12 protein-coding genes and 1 pseudogene are annotated in these 12,437 nt (G+C 65.9%); 7 read left to right on the plus strand and 6 right to left on the minus strand.

Translation table 11 applies throughout. The features are described from left to right. Window positions 1-108 precede the first annotated feature (108 nt). From A5791_RS00105 to A5791_RS00120, 4 genes are all read right to left on the minus strand, one after another. Window positions 109-1,164, minus strand: a complete 1,056-nt coding sequence (locus A5791_RS00105) for an alpha/beta hydrolase (RefSeq protein ID WP_067228951.1) — start codon at window positions 1,162-1,164, stop codon at window positions 109-111. A gap of 88 nt (window positions 1,165-1,252) precedes the next feature. Next, on the minus strand, window positions 1,253-2,341 hold the full coding sequence (locus A5791_RS00110; RefSeq protein WP_067228953.1) for an adenosine deaminase: 1,089 nt from the start codon (window positions 2,339-2,341) through the stop codon (window positions 1,253-1,255). Then, on the minus strand, window positions 2,338-3,618 hold the full coding sequence (locus A5791_RS00115; RefSeq protein WP_067228958.1) for a thymidine phosphorylase: 1,281 nt from the start codon (window positions 3,616-3,618) through the stop codon (window positions 2,338-2,340). The genes A5791_RS00110 and A5791_RS00115 overlap by 4 nt, the downstream gene beginning before the upstream one ends. Beyond that, complete coding sequence (locus A5791_RS00120; protein WP_067228963.1) at window positions 3,615-4,013, minus strand: cytidine deaminase; 399 nt, start codon at window positions 4,011-4,013, stop codon at window positions 3,615-3,617. The genes A5791_RS00115 and A5791_RS00120 overlap by 4 nt, the downstream gene beginning before the upstream one ends. 272 nt (window positions 4,014-4,285) lie before the next feature. On the opposite strand from A5791_RS00120, the gene sdhC reads away from it, so the two are divergent. Genes sdhC through A5791_RS00140 form a run of 4 tightly spaced genes read left to right on the plus strand, consistent with a single transcriptional unit; the run spans window position 4,286 to window position 7,641 of the window. After that, on the plus strand, window positions 4,286-4,624 hold the full coding sequence (sdhC, locus tag A5791_RS00125; RefSeq protein ID WP_067228965.1) for a succinate dehydrogenase, cytochrome b556 subunit: 339 nt from the start codon (window positions 4,286-4,288) through the stop codon (window positions 4,622-4,624). Continuing rightward, entirely contained in the window at window positions 4,621-5,091 is a 471-nt protein-coding gene (locus A5791_RS00130) for a succinate dehydrogenase hydrophobic membrane anchor subunit (protein WP_067228969.1), read from the plus strand. Before sdhC ends, A5791_RS00130 begins: the two co-directional genes overlap by 4 nt. A gap of 4 nt (window positions 5,092-5,095) precedes the next feature. Beyond that, window positions 5,096-6,850, plus strand: coding sequence for a succinate dehydrogenase flavoprotein subunit (gene sdhA / locus A5791_RS00135; protein WP_067228972.1), 1,755 nt, complete (start codon window positions 5,096-5,098; stop codon window positions 6,848-6,850). After that, entirely contained in the window at window positions 6,850-7,641 is a 792-nt protein-coding gene (locus tag A5791_RS00140) for a succinate dehydrogenase iron-sulfur subunit (protein ID WP_067228976.1), read from the plus strand. The genes sdhA and A5791_RS00140 overlap by 1 nt, the downstream gene beginning before the upstream one ends. 362 nt (window positions 7,642-8,003) lie before the next feature. On the opposite strand, the gene A5791_RS00145 is transcribed toward A5791_RS00140, so the two are convergent. Beyond that, window positions 8,004-8,429 carry a hypothetical protein gene (locus A5791_RS00145; RefSeq protein ID WP_067229059.1) on the minus strand — a complete coding sequence of 142 codons (426 nt, stop codon included), beginning with the start codon at window positions 8,427-8,429 and terminating at the stop codon, window positions 8,004-8,006. A 119-nt stretch (window positions 8,430-8,548) separates the two neighbouring features. Between A5791_RS00145 and A5791_RS00150 the strand changes: the two are divergent. Next, a pseudogene (locus A5791_RS00150) lies at window positions 8,549-9,127 on the plus strand (carboxymuconolactone decarboxylase family protein); the annotation flags it as partial. Between the two features lie 6 nt (window positions 9,128-9,133). Here A5791_RS00150 and A5791_RS00155 read toward each other — a convergent pair. Then, window positions 9,134-10,036, minus strand: coding sequence for a sigma-70 family RNA polymerase sigma factor (locus A5791_RS00155; protein ID WP_067228980.1), 903 nt, complete (start codon window positions 10,034-10,036; stop codon window positions 9,134-9,136). A gap of 64 nt (window positions 10,037-10,100) precedes the next feature. Between A5791_RS00155 and A5791_RS00160 the strand changes: the two genes are divergently transcribed. Together A5791_RS00160 and A5791_RS00165 are read left to right on the plus strand one after the other, a co-directional pair. Further along, on the plus strand, window positions 10,101-11,423 hold the full coding sequence (locus tag A5791_RS00160) for an aspartate aminotransferase family protein (protein WP_067228983.1): 1,323 nt from the start codon (window positions 10,101-10,103) through the stop codon (window positions 11,421-11,423). A gap of 10 nt (window positions 11,424-11,433) precedes the next feature. After that, window positions 11,434-12,435: an SMP-30/gluconolactonase/LRE family protein gene (locus tag A5791_RS00165; protein ID WP_067228988.1), complete on the plus strand. Its 1,002-nt coding sequence runs from the start codon at window positions 11,434-11,436 to the stop codon at window positions 12,433-12,435. Window positions 12,436-12,437: the final 2 nt, after the last annotated feature.

Here is a 12,437-nt window from a genome sequence, read left to right on the forward strand (position 1 = left end):
ACCGCCGCCCCCACCCGACCCAGCCACGCCCGCGACTCCGGGGTCGGCGTGCGCACCACAGCCCCGGCAAACATCTCCTCGAAGCCGGCCCTCACTTTCCAGAGGCCCTCAGACAGCTGGTCGGAGTTCCCTTGCTGGCTGCGCTTGCGGCTGTTCGATCTGGTTGCGCTGTCCGGCGTTGAGCCGGCGTACCAAGGCGTCGGGCGAGATCAGCGCGCGCTCCCAGCTGGCAATGTCCCGCCAGTCCGGTATCCCCAGCGGCTCCGCGGCCAGACGTAAGGCGTAGCCCAATTCGCCCCCGATCAAGTGCCGCAGCGCTGCGCTGCCCTGGTGCGGGTCGGCGATCATCCACGAATGGCCCGCCCCGTACAGCGGATACAGCGCCCCACCGGAGTCTTCGGCGACGTCGTATGCGGTCTCGAAGGGCACGATGAAGTCGTTGTCGCCATGGAAGACCATGGTCGGAATGCCGTAGTCACGCATCACGCGCAGTCGCGCCGCCGAATCGGTCGATCGCAGCAGGGCCCGGACCGCTCGAACCAGCGCCATCGGGTGCCGGAAGTTGCCGGTCACAGCGCTCGTCAGGCACCGTGCCCAGTGTGTGGCACGGGCAAGGCTGAAGCCGGTCAGATCGTGGCTGCCGCCGCGCAGCAACGCCAGCAGTGCGGCAACGGTTCGAGGCGCGGGCCCCGCGATGTCGGAAAGCATCTGATCGAACCAGGCACCCGCGGCCGGGTTGAACAGCACCGCGGCCAGGACCCGCTCGGGTGCGCTCGCCGCCAGCTCGATCACCATGCGCCCGCCAAACGAGTGGCCGACGAACACCGCCTGCCGAATACCGAGGAAATCGATGACGCGCAGCGTCAACTTGGCAAAGTCGGCCACGCATGTCTTGCGGGCGCGCAACGCGTCGGTGTCGCCATGTCCCGCGGCGTCGATCGCGATAACAAGAAAACCCATGCCAGCTACGTCCTCGAGCATGTCCAGATAGGCGCGGTGGTTCAGCGCCAGGCCGTGCAGGAACACCAGCGGCACTCCCCGGCCGCCCACCGTCAGGCCGACCTTGTGTCCGTCGTGCAACTCGAGCACGTGGTGTGACAGACGGACCGGTTCCTCGATCTCGTGAGCCCCCGAAGCGCTGGTGGCGAAGGACTGAAGCAACATTGCGGTTCCTGATGACGATGGGTCCCGGCCTCTCCGGGTTGCATCACGTTGTCATCGGATCCTCAAAGGATTCTAAAAGCGTCCCGACTTATCCGATCAGCACTGCGAAGCGCGGCTTGATCACCTCGTCGATGATGGCCAGCCGTTCGTCGAACGGAATGAATGCCGACTTCATCGCATTGATGGTGAACCGTTCGAGGTCGCTCCAGCCGTAGCCGAAAGCCTCGACCAGACGCAGCATCTCGAGGCTCATCGAGGTATCGCTCATCAGCCGGTTGTCGGTGTTGACGGTCACCCGGAACCCAGACCTTGCCAACAGATCGAACGGGTGCTCGGCGATGCTCTTGACCGCCCCGGTCTGTACGTTCGAACTCGGGCACAGCTCCAGCGGAATTCGCTTGTCGCGCAATATCGATGCCAACCTGCCCAGCCGCACGCCACCACCATCCGCAAGCTCGATGTCGTCGACAATGCGCACTCCGTGGCCCAGACGGTCGGCACCGCAGAACGCGATCGCCTCGTGGATGGATGGCAATCCGAACGCTTCACCCGCGTGAATTGTGAAGCGCGCGTTGTGATCTCGCATGTACTCGAACGCGTCGAGGTGCCTGGTCGGAGGGTGGCCGGCCTCGGCGCCGGCGATGTCGAAACCGACCACTCCCTTGTCGCGGAACCGGATCGCCAGCTCGGCGATCTCCCGCGACATCGCGGCATGCCGCATCGCGGTGACCAAGAGCCGCACCGTAATCGGACGTCCCGCGGCGGCACAAACCTTTTCACCGGCGGCAAAACCCGCGAGCACGCTGTCGACGACGTCGTCGAATGACAGCCCTCGGTTGATGTGCAGCTCTGGGGCGAAACGGATCTCGGCATACACCACGGAATCCGCAGCCAGGTCCTCCACACATTCGTAGGCGACGCGGAACAGCGCATCCGGTGTCTGCATCACCGCCACCGTGTGCGAGAACGGCTCCAGGTAGCGCTCCAGCGACCCGCTGTGCGATTGGGTGCGAAACCAGGTCGCCAGCTCGTCGACGTCGGTGGCGGGCAAGCCGTCGTAACCGATCTGCCCGGCGATATCCACCACGGTGGCCGGGCGCAGGCCGCCGTCGAGGTGATCGTGCAGCAAAGCCTTGGGTGCTTGCCGGATCATCTCCAGCGTCTGCGGTGACGTCATTGGGCGATCCGATCGATGATCAGCGGTCTGGAGTTCGGAGGCTGGTCCGCCACGCCGAAGCCGCCGTCCAGCTCGGCCAGAGCGGCGGTGAGGCGTTCAGGCATGTCGGCATACAGCGTGAACAGCGGCTCACCGGCGATGACCGGCTCCCCCGGCCGACGGTGGATCCGGACGCCGGCGCCGGGGGACACCTGCTCGCCCGGCCGGGACCTGCCCGCGCCGAGCCGCCATGCCGCCAACCCCACCGCCATCGCGTCGATGTCGCCCATTGTGCCGCCCCGTGCAGCGGTCACGGTTTCCGAATACCTACCAATCGGCAACGGTTGTGCCAAATCGCCGCCCTGCGCGGCGATCAGCCGGCGAAATCGGTCCATCGCGGTACCGTCACGCAGCGTCTGCGCGGGGTCCTGGCCGTCGATTCCGGCGAGCTCGAGCATCTCGGCCGCCAGCCGCAGTGTCAGCTCCACCACGTCGGGCGGCCCTCCGCCGGCCAGCACCTCAAGAGCCTCGCCGACCTCGAGCGCATTGCCCACCGTCCTGCCCAGCGGGGTGTTCATATCGGTCAGCAGGGCACGCGTGGGGAGCCCGTGGGCGGCGCCCAGTTCGACCATGGTGTTCGCCAGCTCGCGCGCCTGCGCCTCGGAGTTCATGAAGGCCCCGGAGCCGACCTTCACGTCGAGCACCAGCGCGCCGGCACCCTCGGCCAGCTTCTTGCTCATGATCGAGCTGGCGATCAACGGCAGCGACTCGACGGTGGCGGTGATATCGCGCAGGGCGTACAGCTTGGCATCGGCAGGCACGAGGTCGCCCGCGGCGAATATCGCCGCGCCGACATCGCAGAGTTGGTCACGCACCTGGGTGGTCGGAATGTCCGCGCTGAACCCGGGGATGGCTTCCAGCTTGTCCAGGGTGCCGCCGGTGTGCCCGAGCCCGCGGCCGGCCGCTTGCGGCACCGTCCCGCCGCAGGCGACGACGACGGGCACCAGGGGAATCGTGATCTTGTCGCCGACGCCGCCGGTGGAGTGCTTGTCGACGGTCGGCAAGCCCGTGAAGTCCATCCGCTCGCCGGAGGCCAACATCGCCGCCGTCCACCTGGCGATCTCGCCGCGGTCCATGCCGCGCAAGACAATCGCCATCAACAGGGCGGACATCTGCTCGTCGGCAACCCGGCCGTCGGTGTAGGCCTCGATTACCCAGTCGATGGCCGCGTCGGACAACCGGCCACCGTCGCGCTTGGTCTTGATCACCGTGGGCGCGTCGAATACCAAGTTGCTCAAGGGCTTTGTGCCAAATCGTCGGGCCCGAAGGCGTCGGGCAACAGTTCGCCGAGTCGTCGCGGTCCGGCCGGATGGTCGATCAGCAGCTCGGTGCCCCCGTGTTCCAGCAACACCTGACGGCACCGCCCGCACGGCATCAGCAACACCCCGCTCCCGTCGACGCACACCAGCGCAACCAAACGACCGCCGCCCGAAGCGTGCAGGGCGCACACCACGCCGCATTCGGCACAGAGACCAAGGCCATATGAGATATTCTCCACATTGCATCCGGTGACCACGCGATCGTCGTCAACCAGCGCCGCCGCGCCCACGCGGAATTGCGAATAGGGTGCATAGGCATTAGCCGCCGCTTGAATCGCCTTGCTCCGCAACAGTTTCCAATCGATCAACAGCATTTCGCAATTCCCGCTCGCCGGATGGGCCGATCCAAGTAAGCCACCCTAACCCGCAGACAACACACCGGAGTGGATCAAACAGATTGGTGCCAGCGGCTACTTGGCCACGTTAAGCTCGATTGCCCGGCCAGAGCTGTTCAGTTGCGGTTGTGAAGGCGGTGAGTACAGGGTTGAGCACGCAGGCGACAACCGCGGATGCCTCTACAGCGGGGGCACCGGCATCGACGCGAAAGCGGCGGCCACCCCGAACCCTGTACCGGGGGGATCCCGGTATGTGGTCGTGGGTGCTGCACCGCATCAGCGGCGCGACCATCTTCTTCTTCCTGTTCGTCCACGTCCTGGACGCCGCGATGCTGCGGGTGAGCCCGCAGACCTACAACGCGGTGCTGGCGACGTATAAAACCCCGATCGTCGGCCTGATGGAGTACGGCCTGGTGGCCGCGGTGCTGTTCCACGGGCTGAACGGCATCCGGATCATCTTGATCGACTTCTGGTCGGAAGGCCCGCGCTACCAACGGCTGATGCTCTGGGTGATCGGCATCGTCTTCCTGCTGCTCATGGTCCCGGCCGGGGTGGTGGTGGGCATCCACATCACGGAGCACTTCCGATGAGCAGTCCTGACCTGCAGCTCGGCCGCGGACAGATAGCTCCGGTGCGGCAGCGCAGCCACGATCGCCCCGCCAGCCTGGACAATCCCCGTTCGCCGCGGCGTCGTGCCGGCATTCCCAACTTCGAGAAGTTCGCGTGGCTGTTCATGCGATTTTCCGGGGTGGCGCTGCTGTTCCTCGCCGTGGGGCACATGTTCATCATGCTGATGTGGGACGACGGCGTTTATCGTCTCAACTTCAGCTTCGTGGCGCAGCGGTGGGCATCGCCGTTCTGGCAATTCTGGGATCTGGCGTTGCTGTGGCTGGCGCAGCTGCACGGCGGCAACGGCCTGCGCACGATCATCGACGACTACAGCCGCAAAGACGTCACCCGGTTCTGGCTGAACAGCCTGCTGCTGCTGTCGATGGGTTTCACGTTGGTCCTGGGCACCTACGTGATCGTCACCTTCGATCCGAACATCGGAGGCTGACCCCGTGATCCAGCAACACCGATACGACGTGGTGATCGTCGGCGCGGGCGGGGCCGGGATGCGGGCCGCCGTGGAGGCCGGCCCCCGAGTGCGTACCGCGGTGCTGACCAAGCTCTACCCCACCCGCAGTCACACCGGCGCCGCCCAGGGCGGCATGTGCGCCGCGCTGGCCAACGTCGAAGACGACAACTGGGAATGGCACACGTTCGACACCGTCAAGGGCGGCGACTATCTGGCCGACCAGGACGCCGTGGAGATCATGTGCAAGGAAGCCATCGACGCGGTGCTCGACCTGGAGAAAATGGGGATGCCGTTCAACCGCACCCCCGAGGGCCGGATCGACCAGCGCCGCTTCGGCGGTCACACCCGCGACCACGGCAAGGCCCCGGTCCGCCGCGCCTGCTATGCGGCCGACCGCACCGGCCACATGATTCTGCAGACGCTGTACCAGAACTGCGTCAAGCACGACGTGCAGTTCTTCAACGAGTTCTATGCGCTCGACCTGGTGCTCACCCAGACCCCGACCGGCCCGGTAGCCACCGGCGTCGTCGCCTACGAACTGGCCACCGGCGAGATCCACGTCTTCCACGCCAAGGCCGTGGTGCTCGCAACCGGCGGTTCGGGCCGGATGTACAAGACCACCTCCAACGCGCACACGCTCACCGGCGACGGCATCGGCATCGTCTTCCGCAAGGGACTTCCGTTGGAGGACATGGAGTTTCACCAGTTCCACCCCACCGGGCTGGCCGGCTTGGGCATTTTGATCTCCGAAGCGGTGCGCGGCGAGGGCGGCCGGCTGCTCAACGCCGACGGCGAACGCTTCATGGAGCGCTACGCGCCGACGATCGTCGACCTGGCACCTCGCGACATCGTCGCCCGCTCAATGGTTCTCGAGGTTCTCGAGGGCCGCGGGGCGGGGCCGAACAAGGACTATGTCTATATCGACGTCCGCCACCTCGGTGAGGACGTGCTGGAGGCCAAGCTGCCCGACATCACCGAGTTCGCCCGCACCTATCTGGGGGTGGACCCGGTGCACGAGCTGGTCCCGGTCTACCCGACCTGTCACTACGTGATGGGCGGCATCCCGACCACCGTCACCGGACAAGTGTTGCGGGACAACACCTCTACCGTCCCCGGCCTGTACGCGGCCGGCGAGTGCGCGTGCGTCTCGGTACACGGCGCCAACCGGCTGGGCACCAACTCACTTCTGGACATCAACGTCTTCGGCCGCCGCGCCGGCATTTCCGCAGCCAACTACGCACGGGGTCACGACTTCACCGACATGCCGCCGGACCCCGCGGCGATGGTGGTCGGCTGGGTGAGCGACATCCTCTCCGAACACGGCAACGAACGCGTCGCCGACATCCGTGGTGCCCTGCAACAGTCGATGGACAACAACGCCGCTGTGTTCCGCACCGAGGAGACGTTGAAGCAGGCACTCACCGACATCCACGCTTTGAAAGAGCGCTATTCCCGAATCACCGTGCACGACAAGGGGAAACGCTTCAACAGCGATCTGCTGGAAGCCATCGAGCTGGGCTTCCTGCTGGAGCTGGCCGAAGTGACGGTTGTCGGCGCCTTGAACCGCAAGGAGTCCCGTGGCGGCCACGCCCGCGAGGATTATCCGAACCGCGACGACGTCAACTACATGCGTCACACGATGGCGTACAAACAGGGCACCGATCTGCTGAGCGACATTGCGCTGGACTTCAAACCCGTGGTGCAGACCCGCTACGAACCCAAGGAACGGAAGTACTGATGTCTGTCGAGCCAGAGGTCGAGACGTTGGAACCACCGCTGCCGCCGGTCCCCGAGGGCGCGGTCATGGTGACGGTGAAGATTGCCCGGTTCAACCCCGACGATCCCGACGCTTTCGCGGAAACCGGTGGCTGGCAGAGCTTTCGGGTGCCCTGCCTGCCCAGCGACCGGTTGCTGAATCTGCTGATCTACATCAAGGGCTATCTCGACGGCACGCTGACCTTCCGGCGGTCCTGCGCGCACGGAGTGTGCGGCTCCGACGCCATGCGCATCAACGGCGTCAACCGGTTGGCCTGCAAGGTGCTGATGCGTGACCTCCTGCCCCAGAAGCCGGGCAAGCAGCTGACCGTGACGGTCGAGCCGATCCGCGGGCTGCCGGTGGAAAAGGACCTGGTGGTCGACATGGAGCCGTTCTTCGACGCCTACCGCAAGATCAAGCCCTACCTGATCACCAGCGGCAACCCGCCGACCCGCGAACGCATCCAAAGCCCGACCGACCGGGCCCGCTACGACGACACCACCAAGTGCATTCTGTGCGCTTGCTGCACCACGAGCTGCCCGGTTTTCTGGAGCGAGGGCACGTACTACGGCCCGGCGGCGATCGTCAACGCGCATCGGTTCATCTTCGACAGCCGCGACGAGGGCGCCGGCGAACGGCTCGACATCCTCAACGAGGTCGACGGCGTGTGGCGCTGCCGGACCACGTTCAACTGCACCGAAGGCTGCCCGCGCGGTATCGAGGTGACCAAGGCGATCCAGGAAGTCAAGCGCGCGCTGATGTTCTCGCGCTAAGGGCTAGCCCAGTCGCGGGGCTTTGCGAAATCGACGCTGTTTTCCGTAAGCCAGTGGTCGCTGTCGCGTTGGCGGCTTTCGCTGTGAATCCACGGCTTTCGGCGTGAATCCACGGCTTTCGCTGTGAATCCACGGCTTTCTGTGTGAGCGTAGGGCGGGAATCGACGCGAATTTTCGCCCAGAATGCACTGCCGAAGCCAAGGATTCACACTCGAAGCCAAGGATTCACACTCGAAACCGGCGAATGTCGCCACGGCGTTTGGAGGTCCTCCGCTACACGCCTGGCGCACCATGGCGGACAAGACGCCAAGCTCCAGACATTACGACCAGTCGGTTAGCCGACCCGTTTTCGCGCTAGGGACCTAGCTCAGCCTGCTGCGGTAGTTGACCATCAAGTCGTTGAGAACGGTGCTCCAGGACGCGCTGTCCATGCAGAGTCGGCTGGCGGTGACCACCAACCGATCCGGTGTGCCCGGGATCAGCGACACCGCGAACAACCTGCCGATGCGCATGTCGAACAGGGCGCGCTGACGGTTGCGAGCCTCGCTCACGGTGACCCCCGGGGGTTCCACGGCCCAGACCCACCAACCGCCCGGGCGGAACGTCCAGCTGCCCAAGAACGGCTCGAATACGGTGCCAAGTCCGGGGTGAGCTGCGAAGACCGCGTCGACCGCCGCACGAACCCGCCCCTGGTCCCACCGCGGATCGGCTATCAGCACCTCAGAATGAGCAGCGCTTTCCAGTTTTTCCAGCGGCGGAAGCTGAGCAACACCTGAGTAAGACGACATGAGCAGAGACTTCACCGCCGGGCTTGTGACATTCTTGATGGATTCTTGGAGCCGCTTGGAGGCGTTGAAAGCCGCCGTCACACTTTCGCGGTCCGTCTCGTCAGAGAGGCATGACCGAGAACATGACACAGAAGACACGCATCGAACCCCTGCCCCCGAAGCGCGCCGGCCTGCTGACCCGCGCCATGTACCGCATCGCCAAGCGGCGCTTCGGCGAGGTCCCTGAGCCGTTCACCGTCACCGCACACCATCGTGGACTGCTGCTCGCCGGCGCCGTGCACGAAACCATGGTCGAACGGGCGTCGAAAACGCTGCCGGCCAGCGTGCGCGAGCTGGCGGTGTTCTGGACTGCACGCACCGTCGGCTGCTCTTGGTGCGTCGACTTCGGGTCCATGCTGCAGCGGTTGGACGGCCTGGACGTCCAGCGGCTCCGGGAGATCGACGCCTATGCCACCTCCCCGCGCTTCACCGAGGACGAACGCGCCGCCATCGCCTACGCCGACGCGATGACCACCGACCCGCACACCGTCACCGACGAGCAGGTCACCGATCTGCGGGCGCGATTCGGCGACGCGGGAGTGATCGAGCTGACCTACCAGATCGGCTTGGAGAACATGCGGGCGCGGATGAATTCCGCGCTTGGGATCACCGAGCAGGGGTTCAGCTCCGGAGACGCCTGCCGCATCCCCTGGGCATAGCGGGGTCTACCGAGACCGCAGCGGAGAGCCGGTGAACTTGTCCGGGTTGGCGACATCCCAGATGGCGCAGACCTTGCCGTCTCGCACCGTCATGGCCGTCACCCGGGGGTTCATTTCCCAGTAGTCGTCGGTACCGGGGCTGCCTTCGGTGTACGCGCCCAGTTCGCCGTTGACCAACGCCAGCTGGGTTGCGGTGAAGAACGCCGGACCGTAGCGGCGGGCCAGGCCCATCATGAACCGGGCCACCTTGTCCGGGCCGTGGATCACGTTCACAGCGGTCGACACCTTGCCGTTCGCGTCGCCGGTGAGCGTTACGTCGGGGTGCAACAATTCGACGACGGCGGTCAGATCGCCGGCGGCAATGGCGGCCATCAGCTTGCCTACCACCTCGTTGTGGCTGGGATCCGGTTCGGGCGGGGGCGCGGCCGCTACGGCCTTGCGGGCTCGCGACGCGAGCTGCCGGGCGGTGGCCTCGGTGGTGCCCAGCACGTCGGCGACCTCGGCGAACGGGACGGCGAACCCGTCGTGCAGCACGAAGGCCACCCGTTGGTCCGGGGTGAGGCGCTCCAGCACCACCATCGCCGCGAACCGGGCATCCTCGCGAGCCACCACCTCGGACAGCGGGTCGTCGGCGTCAAACCGGGTGACCACCGGTTCGGGCAGCCAATTGCCGGTGTAGGTCTCCCGCCGGTGTGCCGCCGACCGCAACTTGTCCAGGCCGAGACGGCTCACCACGGTGGTCAGCCAGGCGCGTAAATCGTTGATCGGGTGGTTTTGCGTTCGCCACCGCAGCCAGGCTTCCTGGACGATGTCTTCTGCGTCGGCCACCGTTCCGGTCAGCCGGTAAGCGACCGACATGAGGTGGGGCCGCAGCGCCTCAAACTCCGAGACCTGTTGGACGACGGCCATGTCACGAGGGTAACGCCGCGCCGCGCCTCGATCCGCGGTGAGCGTTGTCCCTAACATCTCTCCAATGAGCAATCTGTGGCTCCATTTCGCCAAGCACGGGCCCGGGATCACGCCGCCGATCATCGCCCGCGGCGAGGGCGTGACGATCTTCGACGACCGCGGCAAGAGCTATCTGGACGCGTTGTCCGGCCTGTTCGTGGTGCAGGTCGGCCACGGCCGCGCCGAGCTTGCCGAAGCCGCCGCCCGGCAGGCCGGCACGCTGGGATTCTTTCCGATCTGGGGGTTCGCCACCCCGACGGCGATCGAGCTTGCCGAGCGTCTGGCGGGCTACGCGCCCGGGGACCTGAACCGGGTGTTCTTCACCACCGGCGGCACCGAGGCCGTCGAAACCGCGTGGAAGGTGGCCAAGCAATACTTCAAGCTCACCGGCAAACCCACCAAGCACAAGGTGATTTCGCGTTCGATCGCCTACCACGGCGCCACCCAGGGCGCACTGGCAATCACCGGCTTGCCGGTGTACAAGGCGCCGTTCGAACCGGTCACCCCGGGCGGCTTCCGGGTGCCCAACACGAACTTCTACCGCGCGCCGGAACCGTTCAGCGCAGACGCGAAAGCGTTCGGACTCTGGGCCGCCGACCGGATCGCCGAGGCCATCGAGTTCGAAGGGGCCGATACCGTCGCAGCGGTGTTCCTGGAGCCGGTGCAGAACGCCGGCGGCTCGATTCCGCCTCCGCCAGGCTATTTCGAGCGGGTTCGCGAGATCTGCGACGAGTACGACGTGCTGCTGGTCTCCGACGAGGTGATCTGCGCGTTCGGCCGGATCGGGTCGATGTTCGCCTGTGACGACTTCGGCTACGTGCCGGACATGATCACCTGCGCCAAGGGCATGACGTCGGGCTACTCGCCGCTGGGCGCGATGATCGCCAGCGACCGGGTGTTCGAGCCGTTCAACGACGGCAGCACGGTCTTCCGGCACGGCTACACCTTCGGTGGTCACCCCGTGTCGGCGGCCGTCGGGTTGGTCAACCTCGACATCTTCGAGCGTGAGGGTCTCAACGACCGCGTCAAAACCCACGCGCCACAATTGCGTGCAACGTTGGCGAAGCTCTACGACCTGCCCATCGTCGGCGACGTCCGCGGCGAGGGCTACTTCTACGGCGTCGAACTGGTCAAGGACAAGGCGACCAGGCAGACCTTCACCGGCGAAGAACGCGAAAAGCTGCTCGCCGACGTGTCTTCGGCGCTCTTCGAGGCCGGCCTGTACTGCCGCCTCGACGACCGCGCCGAGCCCGTCATCCAGCTGGCGCCGCCGCTGATCAGCGGCCAGGCCGAGTTCGACACCATCGAATCCATCCTGCGCAGCGTGCTGACCGACATCCGACCTTAAAGTCGTTGGCATGGCGCGCAAACCACGTATCGACCCGGTGCGGTGGCAACCACCACCGGTGGACCCATTGCCGGACATGCCGGCACCGAGCATCGCCGTCGTCCCGTTGCCTGGGAACGGACCGGAGGATGTCGTGGTCGACGCGGCCGGCCAATTGTGGACGGGCCTGGAGGACGGGCGCATCGTGCGGATTCCAACCGACGGCGAACCGACAGTGGTCGCCGACACTGGCGGGCGGCCACTCGGTCTGCACATCGCGCGCGATGGCCGAGTTCTGATCTGCGACAGCCATCGTGGATTGCTGGCCCTCGATTCGACCAGCGGCACGCTCGACGTGCTTGTCGAATCGGTCGCGGGCAGACGGCTCAGGTTCTGCTCGAATGTCACCCAAACGCCTGACGGCACAATCTATTTCACCGAATCCACGTCCGATTTCGGGTTCGAGCACTTCACCGCGCCGATCGTGGAGGCGCGCGGACGCGGTGCCCTGTTCCGGCTGGACGCAAACGGCGCCGTCACCACGCTGGTCGACGGACTGTACTTCGCCAACGGAGTGACCCCGACTGCCGACGGGTCGGCGTTGGTATTCGCCGAGACCCAGGCGCGACGGCTCTCGAAATACTGGCTGACCGGGCCGCGGGCCGGATCGGTGACACCATTGGCGGTGAACCTGCCCGGCATGCCGGACAACCTATCCACCGGCGCCGACGGCCGAATCTGGACCGCGATGGTCGCCGAGGCGAACGCAGCGCTGGAATGGATGCTGCCGCGCGCCCCGATCATCCGCAAGGTGTTATGGCGCCTGCCCGAGCGACTGCAACCGCAGATCAAACCGGAAGTCTGGGCGGTCGCGTTCGATCCGGACAGCGGTGTTCCTGTCGCCGGACTGCGCACCAGGCATCCGGACTTCGGCGCCGTGACCGGTTTGGTCGAGACGGCCGGGAAGCTGTGGATGGGCACCATCAATTTCCCCAGCGTCGCGCATGTGGACCTGGCAGCCACCAGGCTTTAGAC

Origin of the sequence: Mycobacterium sp. 852002-51163_SCH5372311 (assembly GCF_001667115.1) — a bacterium.
Taxonomy (GTDB): Bacteria; Actinomycetota; Actinomycetes; order Mycobacteriales; family Mycobacteriaceae; genus Mycobacterium.